Genomic DNA, 26,776 nt, shown 5'->3' with positions numbered 1-26,776 from the left:
TCGGTTGTGGTCGCGATTGTTTTGGTTTCAGCATCAATATTATTTCCAAATTTTTGGGAGTTTACTATGAAAACTTTGACCGCTGCCCGTATGGAAAGATGTATAGGATGTCACTCCTGCTCCTTTGCATGCGCGCGGCAAGTACATAAACTGTTGTCATGGAATACCGCGGGAATCAGAATTTCCTCTTCCGGCGGGCTGTCTACCGGATTTGTCGCAACAGTCTGCCTTGCCTGTGACCCCGCTCCTTGCGCGGCCGTCTGCCCTACCGAAGCGATGAAGGGACGCAAAAAAGGCGGCGGAGTGTTGCATAAAAAAGATCTGTGCATACGCTGCGGAAAATGCGCTGAAGCCTGTCCTGTCGATGCTATTTATTTAGATCTCAAAGGACGCCCGTTTGTCTGTATTCATTGCGGAAGATGTGTAGATTTTTGTCCTCATGAATGTCTTGAGATGCGTGAATCTGAGAGCACAAAAAGAGCAAAGAAGGAGGACGCATCATGATTCGGGATTATTTCAGAGTTCTCATTGTTGATCTTGCTACCGGAAAGGGCAATGTTGTCAACGTCGAGGGGCGTAACGAATTTGTCGGCGGCAGCGGTTTAGGCGCGCTTTTATTCAGTCTCTACGGATATACACAGCGTCCTTGGGATGATCCTGATCAACCGCTGATTTTTTCAATAGGTGCTTTGACCGGACTTTTTCCGCTAATGAGCAAAACTGTCTGTTCTTTTAAATCTCCGTATCACGATCAGTTTGCTGAAAGTCATGCCGGAGGGCGTTCAGCTCTGGCCTTACGTTTCGCTGATTATGACGCGATTGTCATGAAGGGGCGTGCCCCTCGTTTATCTTGTGTTTCCATCGGGATGAACCACCTTGAAGTTAAAGATGTTCAGTTTCTGGCTGGAAAGGATGTTTTTGCAACTGGTAAAATACTTCGCAGCATGTTTTCCGGTTCGGGGCATCGCTCAATTTTACGCATAGGCCCTGCTGGTGAAAATCTATCAGGTATGGCTTGTATTAATGCTGATTCATACCGTCATTTCGGTAGGCTCGGTTCCGGAAGTGTGATGGGATCTAAAAATCTGAAAGGTATTGTTATACAGGGTGACGGCTCTTTTGCGTTGCCGGATAATAATGAATATCCGAAGGTTTTCAACGAAGTATACAAGAAAATGACAGACACTGATATGATGAGCAAATATCATAATCTAGGAACTGCCGCCAATCTTGACGTCCTGAACGAGCTTAAATCTCTGCCGTGGCGCAACCTTCAGGCCAGTAATGATGAAGGTATCGGAGGAATCAGCGGAGAAAAATTTGCGGATGACACTTTGCTCAGAAACGCGGCCTGCGCCGGTTGTCCTGTAGGCTGTATCCATTTAGGTTTTGTGCGCGAAAAATTTATGGAACAGAATCAGTATCTGTACCGTCAGGTCGCCTACGATTACGAACCTATATTTTCAACCGGTTCCATGCTTGGTGTGACGGATGCATTTCATGTGCTTGCTATAATGGATGAGATTGAAAAAGCCGGGCTGGATGTTATGTCCGGCGGGGTTGCCCTTGCATGGGCTACCGAAGCTTTTGAAAAAGGTCTTATTACTGAAAAGGAAACAATTGTACCGCTCGTTTTCGGGGATGCCGAAGGATATAAAAAAGCAGTTTATTATCTTGGTCAGGCAGAGAATGAATTCTACTCCGCTCTTACCAAAGGGACTCTTGTAGCCGCCAAGAAATATGGCGGAGAGGACTTTGCATGTGTACTTGGACAGGAAATGGCAGGATATGCCACAGGAGAGACTTTCTATGTTGCCGAGAGTCTCGGGTTCAGACATTCACATCTGGACTCAGGAGGATACTCCTGGGACCAGAAAAATGATAAAAAGGATGTTAAAGCCATCTGCGACTTTCTCATCAAGGATGAAACTGGGCGGGCTTTTATTACCTCAATGGTTGCATGTTTGTTCGGGCGCGGTGTTTATAATGATGAACAGCTTTCCGCATGTTTAAAATCTGTCGGGTATGATGAAATTGCGGAAAATATGGATACAATCGGGGAAAGGGTCAGGGCTTTGCGTTGGAAGGTGCGCTTTGATACCGGTTATGATCCTGATGCTATATCCATCCCCAAAAGATATCATGAAGTGACCACTTGGAAAGGTAAAACAGATCCGAAGTTTCTGGCCGAATTGAAACAGGAATATGGCAATAGAATACGTGATTTAGTTTCAAAAGATGCCCTGACTAAGCTCGGATTAGATAAAATTAAGAAAAATTAGAAAAAAATTAAAAAAGTGCTTGCCAAGGCGAGCTTGTTTCGTTAGTTATCTCTCCTCAGCGGCGCCGAGGTAGCTCAGTCGGTAGAGCAGAGGACTGAAAATCCTCGTGTCGGGAGTTCAATTCTCTCCCTCGGCACCATCTGTTAAGAATAGCCCTCATAATTTTAATTATGAGGGCTTTTTCTATTTTAAGCTGTTTAGCCCTTGTTATCCACATGCTCATGCCCAAATTTAAAGCAAATTTTCACAGTTGACATAACTTGGTGTTATGATAGGAATTACCAATCGGCGCCGAGGTAGCTCAGTCGGTAGAGCAGAGGACTGAAAATCCTCGTGTCGGGAGTTCAATTCTCTCCCTCGGCACCACTTGAATATTTAAGGGTTAAGCTAAATCAGCTTAACCCTTTTTTATTTTGATTTTTGGTGTGTTAGAGAGATGAACTAATCAAATTTTTTGTACTTTAGCGTTCTGTCACAGCAAGACGCAGGCCGAGTCCGATAAGCACTCCGCCTAATGTTCTATCCAGCCAGACACGAAGAGAGCGGCTTTGGCGCAGGCGGTCGGTCATTTTATCACCTACAAGTATCAAAGGCGGTTCTACAAGTGCGGCCGCAGCGATGATGAGTGTTCCGTGAAGCATGAGCTGTGCCCAGACGGGGCCTGCTCCTTTTACGACGAATTGCAGCAGAAAAGCCAAAAAGAATGTGGACCAATGGGATAAGTCATAATTGAACATTATGATTTTCCTTACTTGTATTTAGGTTGGAGTTAAAATTTATAAAGAACGCAGTGCAATGATTTCACGCCGAATGTTTTTTTGTCAAGACAGGTGGTTAGGGGGCTGCTACTTTAACGCAAAAATAACCGAGAGGTACACAATGAGCGATAAAACAAATCTTTATATCTTATGGACCAATGCCGACGCTGAAGTCGCAGAAAAAATGGTATTTATGTACGGAATAAATTCTTTGCTGAAAGGGTGGTGGGAGGATGTTACCATTATTCTGTGGGGGCCGACGGTTAAGCTGGCAACTGAGAATGATACTGTAAAAAAGCTTATTTCAACGGCATTAGACGCAGGAGTAAATATGAGCGCGTGCCGTTCCTGCGCCGAAATGTACGGCTTAGTCGGAGACATCGAAGCACAAAATGTTGAGGTTATTTATTGGGGAGTACCGCTTACTGATCTTCTTAAAAATAATGAAAAGATGTTGACTGTCTAATTGTGCCGTAGCAGGTTTATCCTATAGCCGAATCAAGTTGTAAATGGTGTATATTCGGAAGGCATTCATACGCTTGTAACTACCGCTACAAATCAGGTGGCCGAGTTAGCCGATGAACTTTATCGTTTTGTAGAACACATACGTAATACTTAACTGTTTATAATATACTTTTATTTTAAAAGGCCGTCCTGAGGAGAGATCATTAGGACGGTTTTTTATGTCTGTAAGGAGCATCTTAACCAAACAGTATGGATATTCTAAACAGTTTAATGTATGTGTAGTAAGGATCAAATATTACAAGTGTTATTATTTTTATATGTATGTAAATATAAAATGCTAGAAAGGAGTTTGACGGATGAAAATAACAAAGCATTCTTGGCCTGTCTTGATTGTTTCAGGTCAGTTTGAAGCGGCTAATGATGAAGGACTTCGCCTACGTGAGTTAGAAGAAGAACTTATTGAAATTCAGGAATGTTCTGTCATCCCGTCATACAGCTATGAAGATGCTGTTGAAATTTTTATGTCCCGCTCGGACCTTGGGGCAGTTGTTATAGATTGGGATATTGATGAAAAATTTAACGATGGAAAAGGTTCTCCTGAATTTCTTCTTGATGAAATCCGCAAACGCAACAAAAAAATTCCAGTTATCTTGCTGACAGACCGCACTGCCGTGTCAGATTTATCAACCAGTGTTTTGCAAAAAATAAATGAATGCCTGTGGAAAACTGCTGACACCTCAGAGTTTTTGGCAGGTCGTATTGAAACTCTGATAATTAAGTATGTTAAAGGTGTATATCCTGTATTTTTTGGAGAATTGGTCAAGTATTCTGAGGCGTACAAGTACGCGTGGCACACGCCGGGACATATGGGCGGAGAAGGTTTTCTCAAAAGTCCAGCCGGCGTTGCAATGCATAAATTTTACGGTGAAAATGTTTTCCGCTCCGATTTGTCTATTTCGGTCCCTGAGCTAGGCTCTCTGCTGGACCATGAGGGAGTTGTCGGAGATGCTGAAAAGAATTCTGCGCGGGTATTCGGAGCTGATCAGACCTATTACGTCCTTAACGGAACATCTAACGTAAATCAGATTATCTGGCGCAGTCAGCTTGTGCGTGACGACATCGCTTTTGTGGATCGCAACTGCCATAAATCGCTCAACTACGCCATGGTCATAACGGATGCCTATCCTATTTACATGGTTCCCCGCCGCAATAAACGCGGAATTATCGGTCCTTGCCGTCTGTCAGAATTTTCCAAGGAATCTATTCTGAAAAAGGTTAAAGAGAATAAAATGATTCCTGCCGATATTAAAGCGTCAAGCGTTAAGATGTCGGCCCTGACAAATTCTACTTATGACGGCATTTGCTATAACGTTATCAATATTAAAAAGCAGTTGCAGAAAAGCGTTGAGAACCTTCATTTTGATGAAGCCTGGTATGCATACGCCCGTTTCCACCCGATTTACAAAGATCATTTCGGCATGGCGGATGATGACCTCAATGAAAACCATCCTCCGATCTTTTGTTCACAGTCGACTCATAAACTGCTCATGGCATTTTCACAGGCTTCAATGCTGCATGTCAGAAACGGAAGCCATGTAAAGATTGATCCTGACGAGATGAATGAGTCTTACATGATGCATAGTTCTACATCACCGCAGTACAGCATGATTGCTTCGCTCGATGTTGCAACTAAGATGATGGAAGATAGTGGTGAAGTCCTGATGAACGATACTATTTTTGCAGCTGTCAATCTTCGCAAAAAAGTTTCTAAAATTGCTAAAGAAATGAAGGACGATAACGATTGGTTCTTTGAAATGTGGCAACCTGCCAAGGTTGATCAGGACGGAGAGATTAAGAACTTTGAAGATGTAGATACAGAATATCTTTGTGAAAATCAGAAACCATGGGTTTTAAGTTCAAAAGATGACTGGCATGGATTTGATGACATTGAAGATAATTATGCCATGCTCGATCCCATCAAGCTTACTTTCACAACACCCGGTTTGAAAGAAAACGGTGAAATGTTTGAGGAAGGTATACCTGCTGCTATCGTCACTAACTACCTTATCAATCACGGTATTGTTTGCGAGAAAACAGATTACTATTCTTTCCTGCTGCTCAATTCCATGGGAACAACCAAGGCTAAACAGGGTTCGCTTTTAGCCGGGCTGCTTAAGTTTAAAGAAGTTTATGATGCTAATGCTCTTTTGAGCGTAGTGCAGCCGGATCTGGTAAAACGTTTTCCGCAGGCTTACGAGAAAGTGGGTATCAAAGATCATTGTAATGCCATCCACAAGTACTACAAGGAGCACAAGCTGCTTGATAAAATGCAGGCCGCATTTCAGGTGATTCCGGATCAGGCTATGAAGCCGTCTGAAGCTTACCATAATGTTGTCAGAAAAAATGTAGAATACGTAGAACTTAAAGATATGAAAGGCCGTATTCCTGCAGTAATGATTGTTCCTTATCCTCCGGGTATTCCGGTAATTATGGGTGGTGAAATTCTTAATGAAAAGGCTGACGCTATTTATGAATATCTGGAAACACGTCAAAACTTTGAAAATGTGTTCCCGGGCTATGAAAGCGATATTCATGGAGTTGAGCGTATAGAGCGCGGCGGGAAGAAATTCTTTAGAACCATGTGTGTAAAGAAATAATAATCAATAAGATAAGCCCTTTGTAATGAACGGAGGGCTTATCTATTGTGATTGAAATAAGGTCTAATCAGTAAATGTCTGAAATAAACAATCCACAAAAATCAAGCAAACTAAGCGTATTCACCCTGATGATGATCAACGTTGCGGCTATTATGTCGCTGCGTGCTTTGCCGGGACTGGCTGAATACGGCTGGTCACTGATTTTTTATCTTACTTTAGCGTCAGTTTGTTTTTTTATTCCTTCGGCACTGGTCTCAGCGGAACTCGCTTCCGGCTGGCAGGGCGAGGGCGGTGTATACTTGTGGGTGAAAGAAGCTTTCGGTGCAAAGTGGGGGTTTGTAGCGATTTTCATGCAGTGGGTTGAAAATCTGCCGTGGTTTCCAGCAGTGCTTGCTTTTGGCGCGTCTGCCATAGCTTATACTTTTGATCCTGCTCTTGCCGAGAACAAATGGTTTATCGTGGGAGTTATTCAGGTAACGCTTTGGGTTACGACTTTTCTTAATTTCAGGGATATGAAGCTTTCAGCCTTTTTCAGTTCATCCGGTGCGATTGTCGGAACCATTATTCCAGGAATTTTGATTATAGTCTTAGGACTTATCCACGTGTTTTCTGGAAAGCCTTCGGAGATCAGTTTTTCATGGGATGGGCTGATTCCTGATATCGACAGTTTACAACAGCTTATGCTCCTTGCGGCAATGCTTGTTTCCTTTCTTGGAATTGAGATGTCAGCGGTTCACGTTAACGAAGTGGATAATCCTTCTAAAAATTACCCTCGCGCAATTTTTGCGGCTTGTATTATTATCATTTCGCTTTCAACTTTCGGTTCACTTGCAATTGCAATGGTTCTTCCGGCTGACGGAGTAAGTCTCAGTGCAGGAGTCTGTCAGGCTTTTGATAAGCTTTTTCAAATTCACAAAATGCCGTTTATGACCCCGATCATATGTTTTCTTCTGGCATATGGCGCACTGACAATGGTAGTAACGTGGATGGTAGGACCTTCTAAAGGGATTCGGGAAGTTGCAAAAGAAGGTTATCTTCCTAAATCGTGGCAGAAGACTAATCAGTACGGAATTCCTACAAATATTTTGATCATTCAGACTAGTCTTTCAGCAGTTCTTTCCTGTGCGATCCTGTTTATGCCGACAGTGAGCAGTGCCTTTATGCTGATGAGTGCTCTGGCGGCCCAGCTTTATCTGATTATGTATTTGCTGATGTTCGCCGCGGCGATCCGGCTTCGCTACACACACCCTGACGTAAAACGCGGCTACACTATTCCGGGTGGAAAGCCGGGGATATGGATTGTTTCGCTGGTTGCAATGGTAACGTGCATGTTCGTAATTGTGTTCGGTTTTATTCCTCCACATGCAGTCCGTTCAGAAGGAATCTGGTCTTCAATTTATTATGTCGGATTTCTGTTAACCGGGGTTATTGTTTTTACATCAGTACCTTTGATTTTTTACCATCGGTCAGTGCACAGAACTTCACTTGAAGGTGAAATAAAAGTTGGAGTTGCTGCAACGGATAAAGTTAATGCGTAGTTAGATATAGCGATTAATATTTTCAATTTAACTGAGATAAGGAGATGCGACATGGCTGCTGAGCACAAAAAAATGGGCGTGATAGCGTGTACCGCTGTTGTTGCCGGAAATATGATGGGGTCGGGAATTGCTCTTCTTCCGGCTAATCTCGCCGCTATCGGTAGTATTTCTTTGATAGGCTGGGGAGTTGCGCTTCTTGGAGCCTTGGCTCTGGCATATGTATTTGCAAGGCTCGGCATGGAAGACCCGCAAGAGGGGGGACCCATCGCATATTCCGGCGAAGTCGCTCCTATTCTTGGCTATCAAGCCGGCCTGCTCTACTACCACGCCAACTGGATTGGTAACATTGCGATTGCTATAACAGGTGTGGATTATTTATCAATTTTCTTTCCAGTTCTGCAAAACCCGCTTTATGCCGGCATAACATCCATAATAATTATCTGGATATTTACCGGAATTAATATTCTGGGTGCTGACTGGATAGGTCGTCTTGTTTCTGTAGGGGTTGTACTGCTTTTAATTCCTGTTGTGATAACGGGTACAGTGGGCTGGGCTTTCTTTGATGTGGCACAGTTCAACAGTAACTGGCTTGCATCAGGTAAAACTTCTGAGTCAGCAATTCTTGCGGCGATTATTTTATGCATCTGGAGCTTTATCGGGGTTGAAAGTGCCTCTGTTAACACCGCAGTTGTAAGGAATCCTAAACGGACAATCCCAATTTCAACTATGGTAGGAACGGCTATTGCGGGACTTGTTTATATTCTTTCATGTACCGCCATTTCCGGAATGTTTCCAGCAAGTGAGGTTGTAGCCTCCGGCGCACCTTTTTCCATGGTAATGGGGCATATCTGTGCAAGTATGCCGTTTGCTGCTTATGTTCCGAAACTTGTTTCCGCCGTTACTGCTTTTGCCTGTCTGGCCTCACTTGGTTCGTGGATGATGCTTGTTTCACAGGCCGGATGCAGGGCTTCAAATGACGGCACGCTTCCCAAAGCTTTCGGCAAGCGGAGTCAGCATGGTATCCCCGTTGAGGGTCTGATCTTTTCATCAATAATGATGAGTTTGCTGCTTGTTGCCTTGATGATTATGTCTAACGGAGGAAGCACGCAAAGTATGTTCGGAAATATTATAAAGATTGCCGTGTTGCTGACTTTGCCTCCGTATTTCTATTCAGCGCTTAACCTTTTGCGCCGTTATGGATTTAAAGCGAAAGGAGCATGGCTTAAAATCTGTTCAGCGCTTCTGGCTTGCGGATTCTGCATGGTTGCTCTTTCAGGCGCGGCAAAAGGCGCATTGGCCGGATGCATGATTGTAATGCTCTGCATATTTATTTTCTATGTCGGTAAGGACCGCAATGAGTTTGAGAAGAAAATTCGTGAAACTCCGCGCGGTTAGTCATTCTTTATAATTATTAATTAAAATCCGGTCCTGTCAGTTAACTGAACGGGCCGGATTTTAATATGTTTTTATAAGTCATTGCCGAATTGTTTAGCCTGTTGCAAAAGTTCTTTATTTTCTAGGACATCCCCTGCTTTGAATGCTGTTCCGTAAACGGCTCCCAGCCATTTAGCCTGTGCGTATTCACATAGATCCTGTAAGGATTTTATCGCATTAACGCAGCCAGAAGTTAATACGTCAGTATCGCCATAGGAAAAGATCGCTCCAATATTTTTACCCTGAAAAGGATTGTGTTCCCTATCAGGTGCAATTCCTTTCCAGCGATCAATACATTGTTTTAATTGCCCGTTTATATTGCACCAGTAGATTGGTGAAGCAAGAATGATAGTATCAGCTGCAATAAGTTGAGGGTAAATTGAGACCATGTCATCTTTGATAATACAGCCGTTGTATTTTGGAGCTTCACAGCAACCACAATCTCTACAGCCGTTTATTGTCAGCCGTGCAAGATCGATCGTTGTGGTGCTATGTCCTTTTTCAGACGCTCCTTTGTTTACTTCTTGTGCAAGAATATTTGAATTACCATTCTTTCGATGACTACTCGTCAAAATAAGAACTTTCATTTTAACTGCTCCTAAACTGTTGTTTCGTCGATTGCTTTGTTTTGTAGTTTTCTGGAAAGACGCTCAAAAATATTAGTCAGCATGTGCTCTTCTTCCTGTGAAATGTCGGCGAATAGTGTCGCAACCCAATCCGTGTGAATTTGAAACAGCTTTGTGGCCATATCAGCTCCTTTTTGGGTCAGGAATATGCGTATTTTTCTTCTGTCATCTTCATATGCATGTCGTTCGATGATTTGATCACGTTCAAGATTGTCTAGTAGTCCTGTGATCGTCGCTCGTGTTACTCCAGCTTGCTTTGCCAGTTGATGAGGGAAAAGTCCTTCCGTTTCTTCATGAAGCAGCATTAGCAAGACAAATCTACCTTCTGAAAATCCAAGGGCTTGTAGTCTGCTTTCGCAAGCTCCATCCATAGCTGCGCTTGCGCTTAGAAACTGAAAGCATATGGTAATGGCGTTTAGCTGAGGATGTCCTTCCTTCCTGATTTTGTTTAAGACAGATGTGTATTTGGGATGTAAATAGTTGTTCATAAGCCGCCGTATAGTAAGGTGGCTTACTAATGTCAATTAGTTTGCTTTCGAAAGATGAATTATTTTTTTATAAGTTGTTGTATGTGTGGTTAATTAAGCACTACCGCTTACGGTTTTTCTTCTTCTAGTTATGCGTGTTTTAAGTTCCGGCCAGTAGACCCACATGGCTATCAGTATGACAGCAGCAAAATCAGTCGAGTTAATCAAAGAATATTCGAGGTTTTTTCCCGTCAGATTAAGTTTAAAATAATGTTCCTACGTGCACTATCGCACAGACCGATTCCATGAACCGGGGTAAAGCTTGTATCATAAAGGAGTCTTCCCAGCGGTAGAGAGGGGTAAAACATGTTTGAAGTCATTGCGATAGTGCTTCTGGTTCTTTGGGGTCTCGGTCTGATTTCTTCCTATACCATGGGGGGCCTTCCTCAAATTTACAATGTTCCTTAAGCCTCGAATTATGGTGTGTCTGTTAACCGTATCTACCTGTATTTATAACCGTAATAGGAGTTTTATATGAAAAGATCACTGTATCTTCTGAGCCTGATTCTGGCCGTATCGTTTACTGTTTTGAGTACTGCCAACGAGTACGCTGCCGCGATGGATACCCGGGTCGAGTCCGCCGCCAACGAGTCCTATGTCTTCAAGACCTATCTCAAGGACGATAGTATCAAAGTGAATTCCAATGATGATATTGTGACGTTGACCGGAACCGTTGGCGAGCAATCCCACCTGTCTCTGGCCAATGACACCGTTGCGGTACTGCCCGGCGTGAAAAGCGTTAAGAACAAGTTGACCATGAATGACAAAACACCTGCTCCTGGCACTGACGCATGGCTCATCACCGAGGTCGCTGTATTGGGCGACCCACTTGCTCATGGAGCTCCAGATGAGACAATAAAGTCTCCATCAAGCGTTCATGCCACTGAGGTCGGAAAAGACGAGAAGCCCTCTCATCCACCCAAGCGACTCTACGGCACTTGGACGGCTAAAGACGTGGACGCAAAAATGGGCGAGGTCAAGATTCGGCTCACCTTCCGCCGAGAAAAGGATGCAACTTTCTTGGCGTGGTCCGATATTCCGTTTGTCGGCCAGGTCCGAGATCTCAAAGCGGCATTTTCAGTGCATGGCGACACCATTAGCTCAGAGGCGATTCGGGATGGGAAAAAGGCGAAATTTTCCTTTGAAAACGACCAGTTGGTGCTGTGTTTCAAAAGCGGCAAAGTCGTACGCTTCAACCGGGAATAGCGGTCGGATCGCCCCCCGAAAACGAGCTTAGCCACGACGTGCCGGTTTGGGCCATTGGAGTATGATGCAACAGCAACGCTGGGCAGATATTCGCCGAGTGTAAGCAGCACTGCTGCCGGGCCTATGCAGACCGAAGCAATCAGGTAAAATGAAGTGAGCATTTTTATTCGCGCTCCGAAAGCTTTTTCCACCGCTTTGGTCACTCCGCTTTCTCCGGGATGCATTACCGAGAGCCAGCTGAGTACATATGCAAACGCTGCGTTGATGAGAATGATAGCCAGCCATGCAGGGAAAGCCCACTGTCCGGCTTTTTCAATAACCAGCGGTGGAAGTATAAAGATTCCGGAGCCGAGTATAGGACCTATTATGAGTCCGCAAAAAAGAGCGGGACCGAGTTTCCCAGCTTGCATATTATCTCCTTGGGTTTTACGCTTAATGCAGTTTTTATGATTTTAGCCGTAGATAACCAGCGGTTTTTTTTGATCGGACCGTTCACTTAAATCGATTGCATAAGGCTTATCCATGGAATTTTACCAACTCCAATCCTTTTTGACAGTAGCAAGAGAAGGCAACTTGACTAAGGCGGCAGGTCTTCTTCATCTCAGTCAGTCTGCTTTAAGTAACCAGATTAAATCTCTTGAGGGAGAAGTCGGGACAGATTTGTTTCAACGCATGCCCAGAGGGATGGAACTTTCTTTTGCCGGGCGTAAACTGCTTTCACACGCAGAAACAGCCGTTAGAGCTATGGAGGATTTCGGCACAGCAGCTCGCGGTCTTGGTGATAATCTCTCCGGCAGACTCAGCGTGGGACTGAATACGGACCCGTCTTTTTTACGTATTGCAGATCTTGATTCACGCATGGGAGCTAAGTTTCCGCTGGTAGATCTTGAATTTTTACCTTCACAGACCCTTGCAACCACCAGTCTTTTGAACGGAGAGGTGCTTGATGTCGGTTTCAGGTTCGGAAAATCAGGAGATAATGGAATTTGCGAAGAGTGGATTGCCGATTCCCGATTCCCGTTTATGCATTGTTATCCCGTCACGAATCGCGAAAGATGTTTCAAAAATCAATTATTACACATCATATTTAGTTTTTGCTGTAGAAAGTCAGTAGAATTTATTTTTTTACTAAAATAAGCAGTTTGTATTTTATGTTGAAAATGTATTATTTAAAATATGCTGATTAATTTAATAACAGTACATAATTTTTTAAATGTAATTATTTATAAGTTACATTTAATATTAGGTATTTATTTAAATAATATATAATATAACGGAAACATATCCAATTTATTAACCTGTGAATATTGTCACATCTGTTCTAGTTCCATTTTACAACTAATATAATGTTTATTGTTATGCAGAACAACCTTTGTTATGCTTTTTAAAACATAATGTTGTTAAGGCAAGTTTTAGACCATTTGGACAAAAAAGTTGAATAATATTTACAAAAAGTGAGATAAATTTATGAAAAGTAACCGGTTTTTAGGTGTGGTCTGTAGTTTAATTATGGTTTTTTCAGTTTTATTTGCTCTTCCTGCAATGGCGCAGAAGACTATAACTGATCAGCTTGGAAGAACTGTTACAGTTCCCGATGTAAGTCATCGTGCAGTTATCTTACAGCATCAGGCTTTAGACATTGTTATTCAGCTCGGCGCGGTTGATTCCGTTGTCGGTATTCTTGATAAATGGAATGAATATCTGCCGGAAGCTCGTAAAAGCATAAAAAATATCGACAACATGCCTACCCCCGGCGGGCTCAAAAATGTGAATATGGAAAGTCTGTTAGCCCTAAAAGCTGATCTGGTAATTGTTACTCATTACGCCTCGAAGGATATGATCGATCAGATTACAAATGCCGGAATACCAGTTGTGGCCATATCACTTTACAATGCCGGGTATGAACAGGCTTCTGTTTTAAATCCGGAGCTTAAGGATGCGGACAAAGCCTATAATGAAGGTTTGACAGAGGGTATTCAGATTCTTGGAAATCTTTTCGGTAAGCAGAAAAAGGCCGATAAACTTATCTCTGTTATTACAGCAAATCAGAAAATATTAAAAAGTCACCTCGGTAATATTCCGGAAGATAAGCGTGTAAAGTGCTACATGGCTCACTCCAATCTTGGAACATACGGTAGCGGTAAATATACAAGCGTCATTATGGAACGTGCAGGCGGAGTGAACGTTACTGCAAAAGATCTAGTCGGGTTTAAACAAGTAACTATGGAAGATATATTGCGTTGGAATCCTGAAGTTGTGTTCATTCAGTGGCGTCATCGTAAAATAGAAAAAGATTTAATTAATGATCCAATCTGGAAACAGGTTGATGCTGTTAAAAACAATCGTGTTTTCGTTTGTCCAGAGTACGTAAAACCTTGGGGACATCCACTGCCTGAATCCATGGCTTTAGGCGAACTGTGGATGGCTAAGACTCTTTATCCAGAAAAGTTTAAAGATGTAAATCTGTCAGCCCTTGTTAAGTCCTACTACAAAGAATTCTATGGCGCAGAATATAAATAATTACAAAACTAAAGGCGGCAGGAATGTCCGGAGCAGATGGAATATTCTGCTCTGGGTGGCTCCTGCCGCCGCTTTATGTCTTGGACTTGCATGGGGACGCTATCAAGTCAGTTTGTCTGATGTGATATTAATTTTAGGCAATGCGATAGGGCTTCCTGTCGGCGGAGAATGGTCATCCGTTGCGCAGACCGTGGTGCTGAACGTCCGTCTGCCGCGCGTTCTTGCCGCCATGCTTATCGGTGGCGGTTTGTCGGTTTCGGGAGCTGCTTTTCAAGGACTTTTCCGTAACCCGCTGGTATCTCCGTATGTTCTCGGAGTTGCTTCCGGGGCAGGTTTCGGAGCGGCCCTTGGTATTATTATCTGGAATCAACCTGTGATGATTCAAGGCTGTGCATTCATTTTCGGAATGACTGCCGTAATCTGCGCATGGCTGATGAGTCGCCTTTATAAAGCCAGCGGGTCCATGATTATTGTCCTTGCGGGTGTTATCGTCGGCGCATTTTTCCAATCGCTTCTTTCGCTTATTAAGTTTCTCGCTGACCCTGATGATAAACTTCCGATGATTGTTTATTGGCTCATGGGTTCTCTCTCCTCCATTTCAATGGAAGATCTCTATACAATTCTTTTACCTTTGGGAGTTTGCATTATAGGGCTCTTAATGGTGCGTTGGCGGCTTAATGTTCTTTCGTTCGGAGATGAGGAAGCCAGAACTCTCGGAGTGGAAGCCGGACGGCTGCGTTTCGGTATCGTTGTAGCTGTTACTATTATTACAGCCAGTGCTGTTTCCGTCAGCGGTATTATCGGCTGGGTAGGTCTGGTTGTGCCGCATCTTGCCAGAATGATAGTCGGCCCCGATTACAGAAAACTGATTCCGGCCAGCCTTGCATTAGGCGCATGTTATCTTGTTTTGATTGACGGCATTGCCCGAAATATAAGCTCAGCTGAAATTCCCCTTGGAATTCTTACTGCCACAGTGGGAGCTCCATTTTTTGCATGGCTTCTGGGAAGAGGGAGGACAGGTTGGGCGTAGTCTTAACAGTTTCAGATCTTGCTTTCGCTTATGACGGCGTAAAATCGGTCTGGACAGATATTTCACTTGAAGTTCATGCCGGAGAAGTGCTCTCTATCCTCGGGCCTAATGGAACAGGCAAGTCTACCTTGCTCAGATGTATGGCCGGACTGCATGTTCCTTCGGCCGGTCAGGTTATGATAGAAGATCGGCAGGTGCAAAAGATGACGCGCAGGGAAGTGGCTCAGGCAATCGCTTTTGTACCGCAGATGCATACTCCTGTGTTTTCGTTTTCGGCTCTTGAGGTTGTTGTGATGGGGCGCACCGCGCATATAGGGGTTTTTGCTTCGCCGTCAGCCAAGGATTACGCCATAGCAGAAGATGCGATGAGAACTCTCGGTATTTTATCGCTTGCGCATAAGTCTTATGATGAAACCAGCGGCGGGGAGCGTCAGTTAATTCTTTTTGCCAGAGCACTTGCGCAGGAAGCCAGAATACTTTTACTAGATGAACCGACTTCGCATCTGGATTTCGGCAATCAGGCCAGAACATTAATGTTAGTCCGCAAGCTGGCAGATCAGGGATTGGCTGTTGTAATGACTACTCATTATCCGGACCATGCTCTCGGCTTTTCAGAAAGGACTGTGTTGATTGCAGACGGTAAAATGCAAGGGTACGGTATGACTGAAAATATTCTCAGCTCTGAAAAGCTCAGCAATTTGTATGGGCTGCCTGTTGATGTCTTTACTCTTGAAGCCGGGGAGAAAGTTTGTATTGCACGGGCAACGTAATCTGGAAAAATACATAAAACGCATAAATTAAAAGGTGGAACGGTGTGAAATGACTGAGACAACACTTGTTTTTGCTGCCGGAAGTTTGCGTAAAGTTTTGCCGGCTATGGCGGAACTGGTTGGTATTTCAATAAATCCTGTCTTTGGTCCTTCCGGGGTTTTAAGAGAGCGGATAGCACAGGGAGAAAGACCTGCGTTGTTTCTTTCTGCTAATTTAAAGCATGGTCAGATTCTTGCGGATATGGGACTTTGCTCTGCACCGAAAATTTTTGCCGAAAATTCACTATGTTTATTCGGGCGTCCGGCTGCTCTGCAAGGCGGTGATGTTTTGCAAAATATGCTTAATCCTGAAAACAGACTTGGAACATCAACGCCCATTGATGACCCGGGAGGGGATTATGCTTTTTCCGTGTTCGACAGGGCAGAGAGTGTTCAGGACGGAAGCCGTGATCTTTTGAGAAGTAAGGCCATGACTTTGGTGGGGGGTAAAAAATCTCCCAAATCGGCTGGGCCTCATTCTCCGGTGTATGGCTTGTTTGCTGAAGATAAAGTTGATCTGTTTCTGGGTTACCGGACAACTGCAATGGATCTTGCAGACAGGATGGAAGATATTCAGATTATGGATTTACCTGATAATCTCAGCGTAAAAGCACAATACTATGGTGTAGTAATAGATAAAAACAGTTCCGGAGATGATCTTTTCAAGGGATTGCAGAGTGATTCTGCTCAGAGATTTCTTGAAAGGTTCGGGTTTAAGAGACCTTAAAAACAACTGAAGCTGCTTTTTTCGCAGCTTCAGTTGAAAGCAAATTTAAATAGCATTCATTTTTTCGAGAACTTTATAAAGGCCCTGCGTTCCAAGCTCTTCATATCCCATTGCCATTGCAGCAATATAGAATTGGTTTACGAGTGCCAGTCCTGGTAGAGCCAGCTTCATACGTTTTGCTTCATCAAGAGCAATGCCCATGTCTTTTACAAAATGTTTGATGAAAAAGCCGGGGTTGAAATCGCTGGAGGCAATTCTGCGGCCTAAGTTGTTTATGGACCATGACCCTGCTGCGCCTGATCCGATAACATCAATTACTTCATCAAGATTCATGTTTGCTTTTTGAGCATAAAGCAGTGATTCCACAACTCCGATCATAGTTCCGGCGATTAGAATCTGATTGCACATTTTGGTATGCTGCCCGGCTCCTGCTTTACCCATGAGCTGAACATTTTGCCCCATTATATCGAAAAGATCTTTGACCTTATTAAAAACTTTTTCTTCCCCGCCGACCATGATTGCAAGCGTTGCATTGCGCGCACCCAGATCGCCACCGGAAACCGGAGCATCAAGCGATCCGACATTTTTATCGGCGGCTGCGGCGTGGATAAGTTCCGCTAATGCAGGCTCGGAAGTTGTCATATCGATTATAATTTTTCCGGCATCGGCATTGGCAAGCACGCCTTCAGATCCGAGAATTGTCTGCTCAACATCGGTTGGGTAGCCAACTATGGTGAAGATAATATCCGCTTTTTTAGCGACTGCTGCCGGGGAGTCGCACCATGTTGCTCCTGCTTCAATAAGATCAGCAGCTTTGGCTTTTGTACGATTGTAGATAAAAGCTTCGTGTCCTGCTTTTACAAGATGCATGCACATTGAGCTTCCCATCACGCCTGTTCCAATCCATCCGATTTTTTTACTCATAATCATGATCCTCATATAAATTAGTATTTCTACTGTACATAAATCTTAGATTCAAACTTCCCTGAAAGGAAGCATTCAGAATTTTATATCTTAATAATGATAAAACTAAAACCTTCTGATGTAGAAGTTCTGTTATGTATTTTAGTTATAGAGAGCGTATAAAGTTGCCCCGACCATAAGCACCACCATTGAAGTGTTAAGGCATAATCTGAGTTTAGGTGCGCGCATTATGCGAAGCAGTGATGATCCGGTCAGCCCCCAAAAGCTGTGAGATAATACACCCATATAGGTAAATGTCAGCACAAATACGCTGATTTCAAAAAAGCGAGGGGCGGTAGGGTCTGCAAACTGACTGAATGCTGAGATGCTCATTGCCCATGCTTTAGGGTTAAGCGGATGGAGCATAAGCCCGTCGTATATCGTGAACGGTTTAACCTGTTCCGGCGGCTGTACGTTCATTCGCATTACTTTTAATGCAAGGTAAAGGATATATGCGATACTTACAATTTTAAAAACCGAGGCAGTACGCGGTGAATTAATATATAGTTCTCCAAGACCCAAAGAAACAAGCAATCCCACGGCTGTGGCGCCTGTAACCATTCCTATCAGGAAAGGTATGGATTTCTTGAAACCTACGGTTTGCCCGAGTGCCAGCATCGCCAGATTGCCCGGTCCGGGTGTTCCGGTCATGACAATGACAAAGAGTAAAAAAGGCCAATAGTGATCATGCATAATATTTTCCTGTATTAATTGTGTGGTGTAATTTTTATGATTGTATAGGTATTCTTGACATTGTATGCAGTCAATGGAATTATTGTATGCATGACAAAATGGAATCCCATATTAGAAGGCGAAGAAGGTCCGAAGTTTCGCGCGTTGGCTGATGCTATTGAGCGTGATATTTTTTCCGGTAAGCTTAAACCGGGTGATAAACTCCCCACGCATCGCGAACTTGCTGATGAGCTTGAGATAAATGTAAGTACGGTTACCCGCGGTTATGTAGAGGCTGAGCGTCGCGGGTTGATATCCGGAACAGTCGGGCGCGGAACATTTGTGGCTTCGGACGCGCGGGTTTCTTCATCCATGGTTTCGTTTGAACCTCATGCTCCCGGTCTAATTGAACTCGGCCCTGCTAACAGCTTTTATGAGCTGGACCCTGATATTCAGGAAGGGATGAAAAGGCTTATCCGCAGGAAAAATTCAAATGTATTTATGCGGTATACAGATCCGCGCGGGTTGCCTGAACATCGAGCGATTGGGGCTGAGTGGTGCAAGCGGTACAGGTTTGAAGTCACTCCTGACGATGTTCTAATTTGTTCAGGGGCGCAGCACGCGCTTACCTGTTGCCTGACGGGATTGTTTCGTGCCGGGGATCGTATTGCTACTGATTCACTTATTTACCCGGGTTTGAAGACTCTGGCAGCGATGCTCGGCATCCGGTTAGTTCCTGTTGCAATGGATAAGGAAGGCATGCTCCCTGATGCGCTGGATGCTGTCTGTCGCAGAGAGAAAATTACCGGGCTTTATCTTATGCCTGAATTCCAGAATCCGACTACGGCGTGTATGTCTGCTTTCCGTCGTGAAACAATTGCTTTAATCGCACGCAAACACGGTCTTATCATTATTGAAGACGATGCCTATGCTTTGACCGTACAGAGTTCGCTGTCGCCTGTTTCTTCCTTGGCACCTGAAAACAGTGTCCACATTGCAGGGCTTTCCAAGTCACTGGCTGTTGGATTACGGGTGGCTTTTATGTCTTCCCCTAAAAGTCTGCGGGACAAACTGTCCCATGCAATTTTAAATACAGTCTGGATGACTCCACCACTTAATGCAGAGCTTGCTACAGAATGGATAAAGGACGGAACCGCAGACAGAGTTATCAAACTTAAGCAGAATGAAGCCGAGAAAAGGTTTTCAGTGATTAAAGATTTACTTTCTGGACTTACTTACTTTGGTAAGCCCACGGGGCTTTTCATCTGGCTTCAATTGCCTGAGCCATGGCGTGGATATACTTTTGAAGCTCGCGCCCGTGAGTCAGGAGTTAATATATTCGGTGCTGAGAAATTTGCAGTGGGTGATAGCGTTGTGCCTGCAATGGCAAGGATTTCACTCAGCGGGACGCGTACGACAGATGAGCTGTTACAAGGACTCAATATTTTACTGGAGATTTTGCGAAAGGGGCTGGTGTGATAGATAATGGAAAGCCCCGACAGAAGTCGAGGCTGTTAATAAATTATACGCAATCTAGTTATAAAAACAATTCTTCGCTATTCTTAAAATAAGAAAAGATAATTTAATTCTATTAAACAATTTCATTTTTACATTTGGGGCACTTCTTTTTATCTTTTTTAAGAAGGTAATAAACTCCAGAAGCGCCAACTATAAAATCTAGTATAGAGAAATTACAGCTGTAATTAAGAATATTATCTAGAGCCATTGCACAAAATAAAAGCACCCACATTATTCCAATATATTTATTTGGTATTACTTTAAACCGTTCACCGCAGTTGTTACAGATAATGTTTTTTTTATAATGCATTAAACCTATAGTTAAAAAACAAGCAAATAGTATAAATATAAAGTCGCTAATCACGTTTTTCCCTTTTAGTAATTATATTCCCCATTGCGTCACGAATTTGTTCTTGTATATCTTCATCTATACCGAAAGTGTCAGATATTACTTTTGAGCCAACTTCATAAAGCATTTCAACTGAAGGTCCTGTAATCGCTCCTGTAATTCCACCTGCAACAACACCTAATGGTCCCAATGGAATACCTGCAGTTGCACCAATAGGAATTCCAGCCATAATCCCTTTGATAGTACTTTTTCTCAGGTTTTTAAGAGTAAATTTTGATTTATTATCTTGCTTAAGTTTTGGCTTTTCTTTTGCTAATGCTTTTTTTGACTCTTCGTAATTCCGTTTATTCTCCTCAGGTTTAACTGGCTTGTTTGCCGTTTCATGATGCTTATCGTCTATTTCAGAACCTACATTTAGATTGCTTTCTTCGTGGTTTTTCCCCTCACTCTTCCCTGCAAGCCCAGTCCGATCATAAAAATTAATAGGATCATCGAGACAGTACCCGTAAACATCTACGTCACCACCCGCAAATCCTAGCGGGTCGGGTGTGATAGATAAGAGAAAGCCCCGACCGAAGTCGGGGCTATTAATTATTCTTTGGTCTCTTCTATTGAGGTATTAATTTCAGCATTTTTTAATTCTGGGTGCCTTTTATAAAAACCATTTAGCGGTTCTAACTTAACTTTACACTGAGGACAAAATTCATGCTGGAAATCCTTCTTAACACCAAGGCCAAGTCCAACACCGAAAGGCGTTTGGCATTTAGGACAGATTGTAGCTTCTTGTAATTCATTATTGGTCTTTTGGGAGAAAATACCATAAATTATGCATAATAATCCTGCAACAATCATTATTATACGGGCTTTCTCGCTGAGCAAAACTCCCCTTGTATAAGTCGGAAAAGACATGGAAAAGGGGTGACTTTCCTCGATTGCAACTATTCCAAATAAAATAGGTCCCCACTTAAATTTTTTAAGATATTTTTTCATATTTATTTTTTTGATTTAAGATATTTAATAAGTTTATTCGTATTTTCGTGCAATTCATCTTTACCGGCAAGGATTCCTCCAATACCTCCTCCCCAACTTGTTACCGATGGTAATTCTCCTGCATTAAAAGCTGAGATAAAATCTTTTACGTTTTCGGTGCCAACGCTTTGTTCTATTTTATCTAATCCATGATACAGTTTTTTATCAGAAGCCTTAAAAACTTTTTTCCCAATTTTTTCTGCATCCCGAAAAATAGTTTTTGATTCTTTAAGAGCTTTTTTCCCTGTTGAATATGCCATTTCCCCAATAGCCGCTCCAGCTTCTGTACTAGCTACAGCCGCCCCTCCTGCTAAAGCAATAGGAACTGCTCCAGCCCCAAGAGCTATTCCGGTATATTTTTGCAATTCCTTATTGTTTTTAAACTCATCGGCAGCCTTTTCAATTGCTTCTTTGGCTACATGACTTCCTTTCACTATAGCCTTGGAAGCCGCTTTTCCATCTTCGATTGTCGCTTTTTTAATACCTTCAGTACTTTTATCAGCAGTTTTCTCAAGTCCTTTAGGTATCGCAATAGCAGCTTTATGTAATCCTGAGGCGATTTTAGAATAAGTTCCTTGCTCTTTCCCCTCACTCTTCCCAGCAAACCCCGTCCGATCATGAAAATTAATAGGATCATCAAGGAAGTATCCATAAACGTCCACATCTCAGCCTGCGAAACCTCTCAGAACGGGAGTGATAGATAAGAGAAAGCCCCGACCGAAGTCGGGGCAGATGTAACTTATTTAAAATCTTTTAGATTTTTAGGTAATTTTTCTTTAACATTTTTTAATTCAGGATAGCGATCGTAAAATCCTTCCAAAGGCTCCAAGAGAACTTTGCAGTCAGGACATATATTTTCTTCTGTCTTTTCACCACGAAGAAAGACTCGTTCACATTTAGGGCAAATGTGATCTTCATAAAGCCCAAGCCCCCTATCTTTTATAGTGGATTTATCCAGTACTGCATATACTATAGCGATGATGCAAAAAACAGTAATTGCCCAGCGTGCGGTTGTGTCAGTTGGATATCCTCCCCGATGATAAAGAATTATTTCTTTATTCCACGGAGCTGCTGCGAATATTCCATATATGCCACCCAGGAAAAGAACTAACCTGATAAAAACAGAAGAGTTCTTTTTTTTAATTGTTTTATTTTTCATTTTTTCTTTTTCCGAATACTAACAAATCAATTACTTAAATTTTAGAAGACTTATTGTGATGTTTAGAGCGATGGTTGCCAACACTAGTTCGAGAAGGTAATATTTTATTTTTATCATAATTAAAATGTTCGTCTGATCTAGTTTTTAAATTTTTATTATACTGATCACCAATTTTATCCCAAACTCCTAACTTATCAAATTCTTTAATTAAATATGGAGCAATGATTCCTGCCGCTTCACTCGGTGTCTTAGGATTTGGAGCTTCTCCACTAAAAGGGTTGAGCCCCTTTGCAAAATTTAACGCTGTTTGCGCTATAGGAACTTCTGCGATCTGTGTTAAAGTAGACGCTGCAGCATCTGAAACTACAGGAGCTATAGCCGCCCCTCCTGCTAAAGCAATAGGAACTGCTCCAGACCCAAGAGCTATTCCGGTATATTTTTGCAATTCTTTATTATTTTTAAACTCATCGGCAGTCTTTCCTACAGCTTCTTTGGCTGCATGACTTCCCTTAACAATAGCCTTGGAAGCAGCTTTTCCACCTTCGGTTGTCGCTTTTTTAATACCTTCAGTACTTTTATCAGCAGCCTTTTCAAGTCCTTTAGGTATTGCAGTCGCAGCTTTATGTAATCCTGAGGCGATTTTAGAATAAGTTCCTTGCTCTTTCCCCTCACTCTTCCCTGCAAGCCTAGTCCGATCATGAAAATTAATAGGATCATCGAGACAGTACCCGTAAACATCTACGTCTCCGCCCGCAAATCCAAGCGGATCGGGTGTGATGAATCTGCCGATAATAGGATAATATTCGTGGACGCTTAAAAAGTTGGGCTGAGATTCTTGTCATGAAATACTGCTGAGAGCTCAAATGTTCACTTGCATCAATCAGTATCTTTAACATTTAATTGTCAGTACTTATTGTGCGAGATCTTGCTCTATATAATTTTCTGAAAAAGAATTCTTACCAACTACATAGCAAAGTACCGTAAGCACTACATAATATAATGAAAAAATAGGAATATATATGTATGAATCGAAAAGTCCGAATGTGGATAAAATAAAGACAGCAAGTGTCATTCCTATAAAAACGAATACCATAATGCCTAATAAAAATTCTTTAGTTGATATTGAGAATATTTTTTTAAATGAAAAGCTCCGACACACCAAGCAATAAATAAAAGGTGAAATTAGCGAGTAGAGAAACGCTTCTGCTATGGCAAAGAAAGGACCATCAAAATAAAATTTATAATCAATTTCAGGTCTGATTTTAAGGATTAAAATCTCTATATAACTTTTAAGACTAATAAGATTATAGTTCATTAAGGTCGTAATTTTGATTGATAATTTTGTAACTAATAAGAGTATAAAATATACCAGTACAACTCTAAACAAGGCATTAAATCTTAAAAATTTAATATCCATTTCTTTCACGCCTATTCTAACCAGTACTAGAGAGATTGCTAGACACGAAAAATAATACTCGCCATATCCAGAGTCTCTATTTAGGTAACTTGCTGCTAAATATAAGCAAAAAATTAATAAGGTAATATAATTTTTTGCAACGATATTTTTAAAATCAGGAAAAATATTTTTTAAATAAATCATAATAGTAGGTTATACCTACAACAGCACAAAAATGCTGCTGCAGGATTTTTTAAATTTATTTACGATCCTTACGCCTAACTTGATCTAATTTATCTAGATACTTAGTGAGTGGCGTGACCCTATCATCAGGAGTGTCTAAATAGGCTTTAGCTATTCCCTTTAAAGATGGACTCACAGCATCCTGAATAGCCTTTGCTCGTTGTTTGCGAAGGGTTGAGTTTTTACTGTATAGATCACTCCATTTGCCTGAGTAAACTTTATGGTTGATTTCATTCTGATGCTTTTCAGCGTCTTTTTCTTTTTCAACCATGCTATTCCAAGCTTCTTTAGTTGATTTGGCTATTTTCGGACCTGATTTAACAAGCTCCTGTCCCAAAGATGTTTCGCCAAGGATTACTTTTTTGGCATACTTCGCAGCTTCATTCTTTGTTTCAGGGTGGGCCAGAGGGCTGATTTTTTTAAAAGCCTCGTAGCCTGCATCCCCTGCTAGTTTCAATCCGGATCTACCAGCAAGACTGCCTATTTCCCATAAGGCTCGCCCAGTTCTTTTGATCACTTTGGCAGGGACTCCTTGCTCTTTCCCCCTCACTCTTCCCAGCAAACCCCGTCCGATCATGAAAATTAATTGATAAGAGAAAGCCCCGACAGAAGTCGGTGCTGTGATTCAATTATTCTTTGGTCTCTTCCATTGAGGTATCAATTTCAGTTTCTTTTAATTCTGGGTGCCTTTTATAAAAACCATTTAGCGGTTCTAGTTTAACTTTACACTGAGGACAAAATTCATGCTGGGAATCCTTCTTAACACCAAGGCCGAGTCCAAGCCCAACACCGAAAGGCGTTTGGCATTTAGGACAGACTGTAGCTTCTTGTAATTCTTTACTGGCATCTTTAGATATAAGGCCATAAAAAATAAAAAATATTCCTGTGATAGTCATTAGCCATCGAGTTATTCCTGTAAGCGGAACACCTCGAAAGAGTGCAATAAAGGAACCATCAAAGGCTCTACTTGCGAACACCATGACTGTCCCTAAAAAAATTGGAAGCCATTGAATATGTTTAATGATTTTTTTTATTTTCATTATTCTTATTATCAATTTTTATTAATTAAATAGTTATGCGTTTTTTTTATATTATCTCGTAGGTCCTTCCAGCCAGCTATTATTCCTCCAGCGCCTCCTCCGTAACTTTGAGCGGGTAGCTCTCCAGCATTGAAAGCGGTTACAAAATCGTAGGTGTTTTTGGCAATTTTTTCACCACTTGCAGTGCTAAGTATTTTAGCGACAGCGTTGCGAGTTATTCCATTCGCAGTACTCCCATACAGGCGATATCATACTTTCAACTACAGGTGCTACAGCCGCCCCTCCTGCTAAAGCAATAGGAACTGCTCCAGCCCAAGAGCTATTCCGGTATATTTTTGCAATTCTTTATTATTTTAAAACTCGTCGGCAGCCTTTTCAATTGTTTCTTTGGCTACATGACTTCCTTTCACTATAGCCTTGGAAGCCGCTTTTCCACCTTCGATTGTCGCTTTTTTAATACCTTCGCTACTTTTATCAGCAGTTTTTTCAAGTCCTTTAGGTATTGCAGTAGCAGCCTCATATAATCCTGAGACTATCTTAGAAAAAGTTCCTTCCTCTTTCTCCTCACTCTTCCCAGCAAGCCCCGTCCGATCATGAAAATTAACCGGATCATCAAGACAATTGCCGTAAACATCCACGTCTCCGCCAGCAAATCCGAGTGGGAATGATTGATACGAGAAAGCCCCGACCGAAGTCGAGGCTGTTAATAAATTATACGCAATCTAGTTATAAAAATAATTCTTCGCTATTCTTAAAATAAGGAAAAATAATTTAATGCTATTAAACAATTTCATTTTTACATTTGGGGCACTTCTTTTTTTCTTTTTTAAGAAGATAATAAATTCCAGAAGAACCAACTAGATAATCAAATACAGAAGGGTAATTCCTCCCATTTACTATACCCGTTACAATCATCACAACTGCTAACAACAAGTACGTAATTCCCATAGCTCTATTGGGAATTCTTTCAAATCTCTCGCCACATCTAGGGCATGAAAAACATTTCTTAGAACGAAATAACCATGTGATTATAAGAGCGCTTAATATTGCTGATATAAAATAACTAATCATTTTTTCCCTTTTTTAGAGGTCATATACCCCATGGCCTTGCGAATAGTTTTTTGAGTATCTTCATCTATTCCGAATGTGTCAGAAATTGCTTTTGATCCTATTGAATAAAGCATGCCAACTGATGCTCCCGTAAAGCCGCCAGTAATAGCTCCTGCTGTTATTCCTAATGGCCCAAGTGCGCTGCCAATAGTCATTCCTGCTGGAATTCCGGATCTTATTCCTTTGAAAGCTCCTTTTCCAAGGTCTTTGAGAGAAAATTTAGATTTATTATCTTGCTCAAGTTTTGTTTTTTCTTTTGGCGATATCTTTTCAGAGCTTTCTAAATCCATACCTGATCCAGCATGTTTAACAGTCTTTTTTGGGGTATCATGTTGTAAATTTTTTATTTTAGAGTCTTCATCTAGAGTATTCTTTTTGTCTTCTTTCCCTTCACTCTTCCCCGCAAGCCCCGTCCGATCATGAAAATTAATCGGGTCATCGAGACAGTACCCGTAAACATCTACGTCACCACCCGCAAATCCTAGCGGGTCGGGTGTGGTGAATCTTCCGATTGCGGGATCGTATTCACGATATCCAAGGTGTACAAGTCCGGTATCTTTATCTGCCAGTCCTGCGGCAAACCCTAAGCATATATCCAAACTGACTCCGCTATCGAGCAATAGATTTCCAAACGAATCATTTATAATTCGCTTTACCTCATTACCCCTTTCATCCGCAACCATGAAAATTGTGCCGACCTGATTTGTAGCAAAGAAAA

30 protein-coding genes, 2 tRNA genes and 1 pseudogene are annotated in these 26,776 nt (G+C 42.1%); 16 read left to right on the top strand and 17 right to left on the bottom strand.

Going from position 1 to position 26,776, the window contains the following annotated elements; all coding sequences use genetic code 11:
• Positions 1-66 precede the first annotated feature (66 nt).
• The 4 genes from B9N78_RS11595 (at position 67) to B9N78_RS11580 (ending at position 2,648) form a co-directional block, all read left to right on the top strand.
• Entirely contained in the window at positions 67-504 is a 438-nt protein-coding gene (locus tag B9N78_RS11595; protein ID WP_085102441.1) for a 4Fe-4S binding protein, read from the top strand.
• Complete coding sequence (locus B9N78_RS11590; protein ID WP_085102439.1) at positions 501-2,282, top strand: aldehyde ferredoxin oxidoreductase N-terminal domain-containing protein; 1,782 nt, start codon at positions 501-503, stop codon at positions 2,280-2,282. The genes B9N78_RS11595 and B9N78_RS11590 overlap by 4 nt, the downstream gene beginning before the upstream one ends.
• A 63-nt stretch (positions 2,283-2,345) precedes the next feature.
• Positions 2,346-2,421, top strand: a tRNA-Phe gene (locus B9N78_RS11585).
• A gap of 151 nt (positions 2,422-2,572) precedes the next feature.
• A tRNA-Phe gene (locus tag B9N78_RS11580) sits at positions 2,573-2,648 on the top strand.
• Between the two features lie 95 nt (positions 2,649-2,743).
• Here B9N78_RS11580 and B9N78_RS11575 read toward each other — a convergent pair.
• Positions 2,744-3,019, bottom strand: coding sequence for a hypothetical protein (locus B9N78_RS11575; protein ID WP_212637021.1), 276 nt, complete (start codon positions 3,017-3,019; stop codon positions 2,744-2,746).
• Positions 3,020-3,161: 142 nt separating this feature from the next.
• Here B9N78_RS11575 and B9N78_RS11570 point away from each other — a divergent pair, with 142 nt between their 5' ends.
• The 4 genes from B9N78_RS11570 (at position 3,162) to B9N78_RS11555 (ending at position 9,095) form a co-directional block, all read left to right on the top strand.
• A complete protein-coding gene (locus tag B9N78_RS11570) occupies positions 3,162-3,506 on the top strand; it encodes a DsrE family protein (protein ID WP_085102437.1) in 345 nt (114 codons plus the stop codon).
• Between the two features lie 355 nt (positions 3,507-3,861).
• On the top strand, positions 3,862-6,162 hold the full coding sequence (locus tag B9N78_RS11565) for an Orn/Lys/Arg family decarboxylase (protein WP_085102435.1): 2,301 nt from the start codon (positions 3,862-3,864) through the stop codon (positions 6,160-6,162).
• A 74-nt stretch (positions 6,163-6,236) separates the two neighbouring features.
• Positions 6,237-7,700, top strand: a complete 1,464-nt coding sequence (locus B9N78_RS11560) for an amino acid permease (RefSeq protein ID WP_085102433.1) — start codon at positions 6,237-6,239, stop codon at positions 7,698-7,700.
• A 51-nt stretch (positions 7,701-7,751) separates the two neighbouring features.
• The gene (locus B9N78_RS11555) at positions 7,752-9,095 is read left to right on the top strand and encodes an amino acid permease (RefSeq protein WP_085102431.1); all 1,344 of its coding nucleotides are present in this window, start codon (positions 7,752-7,754) and stop codon (positions 9,093-9,095) included.
• Between the two features lie 71 nt (positions 9,096-9,166).
• Here B9N78_RS11555 and B9N78_RS11550 read toward each other — a convergent pair whose 3' ends face one another.
• Positions 9,167-9,721, bottom strand: a complete 555-nt coding sequence (locus tag B9N78_RS11550; protein WP_085102429.1) for a flavodoxin family protein — start codon at positions 9,719-9,721, stop codon at positions 9,167-9,169.
• An 11-nt stretch (positions 9,722-9,732) separates the two neighbouring features.
• Positions 9,733-10,248, bottom strand: a complete 516-nt coding sequence (locus B9N78_RS11545) for a MarR family winged helix-turn-helix transcriptional regulator (protein ID WP_085102427.1) — start codon at positions 10,246-10,248, stop codon at positions 9,733-9,735.
• A 345-nt stretch (positions 10,249-10,593) separates the two neighbouring features.
• Here B9N78_RS11545 and B9N78_RS18360 point away from each other — a divergent pair, with 345 nt between their 5' ends.
• Together B9N78_RS18360 and B9N78_RS18565 are read left to right on the top strand one after the other, a co-directional pair.
• Positions 10,594-10,695: a DUF5670 family protein gene (locus B9N78_RS18360; RefSeq protein WP_245805540.1), complete on the top strand. Its 102-nt coding sequence runs from the start codon at positions 10,594-10,596 to the stop codon at positions 10,693-10,695.
• A gap of 66 nt (positions 10,696-10,761) precedes the next feature.
• Positions 10,762-10,986: pseudogene (locus tag B9N78_RS18565) on the top strand (hypothetical protein); the annotation flags it as partial.
• 230 nt (positions 10,987-11,216) lie between these two features.
• Here B9N78_RS18565 and B9N78_RS18020 read toward each other — a convergent pair.
• A complete protein-coding gene (locus B9N78_RS18020; RefSeq protein WP_137982531.1) occupies positions 11,217-11,903 on the bottom strand; it encodes an amino acid permease in 687 nt (228 codons plus the stop codon).
• A 112-nt stretch (positions 11,904-12,015) separates the two neighbouring features.
• Between B9N78_RS18020 and B9N78_RS11530 the strand changes: the two genes are divergently transcribed.
• The 5 genes from B9N78_RS11530 (at position 12,016) to B9N78_RS11510 (ending at position 16,579) form a co-directional block, all read left to right on the top strand.
• Positions 12,016-12,630 carry a LysR family transcriptional regulator gene (locus B9N78_RS11530; protein ID WP_085102420.1) on the top strand — a complete coding sequence of 205 codons (615 nt, stop codon included), beginning with the start codon at positions 12,016-12,018 and terminating at the stop codon, positions 12,628-12,630.
• 330 nt (positions 12,631-12,960) lie between these two features.
• A complete protein-coding gene (locus B9N78_RS11525) occupies positions 12,961-14,013 on the top strand; it encodes an ABC transporter substrate-binding protein (protein WP_245805539.1) in 1,053 nt (350 codons plus the stop codon).
• On the top strand, positions 13,994-15,043 hold the full coding sequence (locus B9N78_RS11520) for a FecCD family ABC transporter permease (protein ID WP_085102418.1): 1,050 nt from the start codon (positions 13,994-13,996) through the stop codon (positions 15,041-15,043). The genes B9N78_RS11525 and B9N78_RS11520 overlap by 20 nt, the downstream gene beginning before the upstream one ends.
• Positions 15,034-15,813, top strand: a complete 780-nt coding sequence (locus tag B9N78_RS11515) for an ABC transporter ATP-binding protein (protein ID WP_170921417.1) — start codon at positions 15,034-15,036, stop codon at positions 15,811-15,813. The genes B9N78_RS11520 and B9N78_RS11515 overlap by 10 nt, the downstream gene beginning before the upstream one ends.
• A 49-nt stretch (positions 15,814-15,862) precedes the next feature.
• Positions 15,863-16,579 (top strand): substrate-binding domain-containing protein, encoded by a 717-nt coding sequence (locus B9N78_RS11510; RefSeq protein ID WP_085102414.1) that lies wholly within the window; start codon positions 15,863-15,865, stop codon positions 16,577-16,579.
• A gap of 45 nt (positions 16,580-16,624) precedes the next feature.
• Here the strand turns inward: B9N78_RS11510 and B9N78_RS11505 are convergent, their stop codons facing one another.
• Positions 16,625-17,503 carry an NAD(P)-dependent oxidoreductase gene (locus B9N78_RS11505; protein WP_085102412.1) on the bottom strand — a complete coding sequence of 293 codons (879 nt, stop codon included), beginning with the start codon at positions 17,501-17,503 and terminating at the stop codon, positions 16,625-16,627.
• 141 nt (positions 17,504-17,644) lie between these two features.
• A complete protein-coding gene (locus B9N78_RS11500) occupies positions 17,645-18,235 on the bottom strand; it encodes a LysE family translocator (RefSeq protein WP_085102410.1) in 591 nt (196 codons plus the stop codon).
• A gap of 90 nt (positions 18,236-18,325) precedes the next feature.
• Here B9N78_RS11500 and B9N78_RS11495 point away from each other — a divergent pair, with 90 nt between their 5' ends.
• Positions 18,326-19,693, top strand: a complete 1,368-nt coding sequence (locus B9N78_RS11495) for an aminotransferase-like domain-containing protein (RefSeq protein WP_085102408.1) — start codon at positions 18,326-18,328, stop codon at positions 19,691-19,693.
• A gap of 395 nt (positions 19,694-20,088) precedes the next feature.
• Here the strand turns inward: B9N78_RS11495 and B9N78_RS11485 are convergent, their stop codons facing one another.
• From B9N78_RS11485 to B9N78_RS11430, 11 genes are all read right to left on the bottom strand, one after another.
• A complete protein-coding gene (locus B9N78_RS11485; RefSeq protein ID WP_085102404.1) occupies positions 20,089-20,310 on the bottom strand; it encodes a hypothetical protein in 222 nt (73 codons plus the stop codon).
• A gap of 362 nt (positions 20,311-20,672) precedes the next feature.
• Positions 20,673-21,071, bottom strand: a complete 399-nt coding sequence (locus tag B9N78_RS11480; RefSeq protein ID WP_085102402.1) for a hypothetical protein — start codon at positions 21,069-21,071, stop codon at positions 20,673-20,675.
• Between the two features lie 2 nt (positions 21,072-21,073).
• The gene (locus tag B9N78_RS11475) at positions 21,074-21,772 is read right to left on the bottom strand and encodes a hypothetical protein (RefSeq protein WP_085102400.1); all 699 of its coding nucleotides are present in this window, start codon (positions 21,770-21,772) and stop codon (positions 21,074-21,076) included.
• 77 nt (positions 21,773-21,849) lie between these two features.
• Positions 21,850-22,269, bottom strand: coding sequence for a hypothetical protein (locus B9N78_RS11470; RefSeq protein ID WP_085102398.1), 420 nt, complete (start codon positions 22,267-22,269; stop codon positions 21,850-21,852).
• Between the two features lie 34 nt (positions 22,270-22,303).
• The gene (locus B9N78_RS18355) at positions 22,304-22,714 is read right to left on the bottom strand and encodes a hypothetical protein (protein WP_085102396.1); all 411 of its coding nucleotides are present in this window, start codon (positions 22,712-22,714) and stop codon (positions 22,304-22,306) included.
• A gap of 35 nt (positions 22,715-22,749) precedes the next feature.
• Entirely contained in the window at positions 22,750-23,007 is a 258-nt protein-coding gene (locus tag B9N78_RS18350; protein ID WP_085102394.1) for a hypothetical protein, read from the bottom strand.
• A gap of 172 nt (positions 23,008-23,179) precedes the next feature.
• Positions 23,180-23,869: a hypothetical protein gene (locus B9N78_RS11455; RefSeq protein ID WP_085102392.1), complete on the bottom strand. Its 690-nt coding sequence runs from the start codon at positions 23,867-23,869 to the stop codon at positions 23,180-23,182.
• A 55-nt stretch (positions 23,870-23,924) separates the two neighbouring features.
• A complete protein-coding gene (locus tag B9N78_RS11450; protein ID WP_137982530.1) occupies positions 23,925-24,425 on the bottom strand; it encodes a hypothetical protein in 501 nt (166 codons plus the stop codon).
• Between the two features lie 112 nt (positions 24,426-24,537).
• Positions 24,538-24,948, bottom strand: a complete 411-nt coding sequence (locus B9N78_RS11445; protein WP_085102388.1) for a hypothetical protein — start codon at positions 24,946-24,948, stop codon at positions 24,538-24,540.
• Positions 24,949-25,301: 353 nt separating this feature from the next.
• On the bottom strand, positions 25,302-25,586 hold the full coding sequence (locus tag B9N78_RS11440; protein WP_085102386.1) for a hypothetical protein: 285 nt from the start codon (positions 25,584-25,586) through the stop codon (positions 25,302-25,304).
• A 429-nt stretch (positions 25,587-26,015) separates the two neighbouring features.
• A partial coding sequence (locus B9N78_RS11430; protein ID WP_137982529.1) for an RHS repeat domain-containing protein occupies positions 26,016-26,776 on the bottom strand: 761 nt, incomplete at its 5' end.

The organism is Desulfovibrio gilichinskyi, from assembly GCF_900177375.1.
In the GTDB taxonomy this organism is placed as follows: Bacteria; Desulfobacterota; Desulfovibrionia; order Desulfovibrionales; family Desulfovibrionaceae; genus Maridesulfovibrio; species Maridesulfovibrio gilichinskyi.
The sequence above is the reverse complement of the archived record's forward strand: the minus strand, read 5'-3'. Positions and strand labels throughout refer to the sequence as shown.

Bases quoted from the DNA above. Each gene is read 5' to 3' on its own strand.
- B9N78_RS11555 (WP_085102431.1), top strand. From the start codon at position 7,752: ATGGCTGCTGAGCACAAAAAAATGGGCGTGATAGCGTGTACCGCTGTT.
- B9N78_RS11545 (WP_085102427.1), bottom strand. From the start codon at position 10,248: ATGAACAACTATTTACATCCCAAATACACATCTGTCTTAAACAAAATC.
- B9N78_RS11560 (WP_085102433.1), top strand. From the start codon at position 6,237: ATGTCTGAAATAAACAATCCACAAAAATCAAGCAAACTAAGCGTATTC.
- B9N78_RS11520 (WP_085102418.1), top strand. From the start codon at position 13,994: ATGGCGCAGAATATAAATAATTACAAAACTAAAGGCGGCAGGAATGTC.
- B9N78_RS11590 (WP_085102439.1), top strand. From the start codon at position 501: ATGATTCGGGATTATTTCAGAGTTCTCATTGTTGATCTTGCTACCGGA.
- B9N78_RS11455 (WP_085102392.1), bottom strand. From the start codon at position 23,869: ATGATTTATTTAAAAAATATTTTTCCTGATTTTAAAAATATCGTTGCA.
- B9N78_RS11485 (WP_085102404.1), bottom strand. From the start codon at position 20,310: ATGGCTGGAATTCCTATTGGTGCAACTGCAGGTATTCCATTGGGACCA.
- B9N78_RS11500 (WP_085102410.1), bottom strand. From the start codon at position 18,235: ATGCATGATCACTATTGGCCTTTTTTACTCTTTGTCATTGTCATGACC.
- B9N78_RS11445 (WP_085102388.1), bottom strand. From the start codon at position 24,948: ATGAAAATAAAAAAAATCATTAAACATATTCAATGGCTTCCAATTTTT.
- B9N78_RS11565 (WP_085102435.1), top strand. From the start codon at position 3,862: ATGAAAATAACAAAGCATTCTTGGCCTGTCTTGATTGTTTCAGGTCAG.
- B9N78_RS11530 (WP_085102420.1), top strand. From the start codon at position 12,016: ATGGAATTTTACCAACTCCAATCCTTTTTGACAGTAGCAAGAGAAGGC.
- B9N78_RS11570 (WP_085102437.1), top strand. From the start codon at position 3,162: ATGAGCGATAAAACAAATCTTTATATCTTATGGACCAATGCCGACGCT.
- B9N78_RS11470 (WP_085102398.1), bottom strand. From the start codon at position 22,269: ATGAAAAATAAAACAATTAAAAAAAAGAACTCTTCTGTTTTTATCAGG.
- B9N78_RS18350 (WP_085102394.1), bottom strand. From the start codon at position 23,007: ATGTTTACGGGTACTGTCTCGATGATCCTATTAATTTTCATGATCGGA.
- B9N78_RS11480 (WP_085102402.1), bottom strand. From the start codon at position 21,071: ATGAAAAAATATCTTAAAAAATTTAAGTGGGGACCTATTTTATTTGGA.
- B9N78_RS18360 (WP_245805540.1), top strand. From the start codon at position 10,594: ATGTTTGAAGTCATTGCGATAGTGCTTCTGGTTCTTTGGGGTCTCGGT.
- B9N78_RS18020 (WP_137982531.1), bottom strand. From the start codon at position 11,903: ATGCAAGCTGGGAAACTCGGTCCCGCTCTTTTTTGCGGACTCATAATA.
- B9N78_RS11510 (WP_085102414.1), top strand. From the start codon at position 15,863: ATGACTGAGACAACACTTGTTTTTGCTGCCGGAAGTTTGCGTAAAGTT.
- B9N78_RS11495 (WP_085102408.1), top strand. From the start codon at position 18,326: ATGACAAAATGGAATCCCATATTAGAAGGCGAAGAAGGTCCGAAGTTT.
- B9N78_RS11575 (WP_212637021.1), bottom strand. From the start codon at position 3,019: ATGTTCAATTATGACTTATCCCATTGGTCCACATTCTTTTTGGCTTTT.
- B9N78_RS11525 (WP_245805539.1), top strand. From the start codon at position 12,961: ATGAAAAGTAACCGGTTTTTAGGTGTGGTCTGTAGTTTAATTATGGTT.
- B9N78_RS11505 (WP_085102412.1), bottom strand. From the start codon at position 17,503: ATGAGTAAAAAAATCGGATGGATTGGAACAGGCGTGATGGGAAGCTCA.
- B9N78_RS11595 (WP_085102441.1), top strand. From the start codon at position 67: ATGAAAACTTTGACCGCTGCCCGTATGGAAAGATGTATAGGATGTCAC.
- B9N78_RS11550 (WP_085102429.1), bottom strand. From the start codon at position 9,721: ATGAAAGTTCTTATTTTGACGAGTAGTCATCGAAAGAATGGTAATTCA.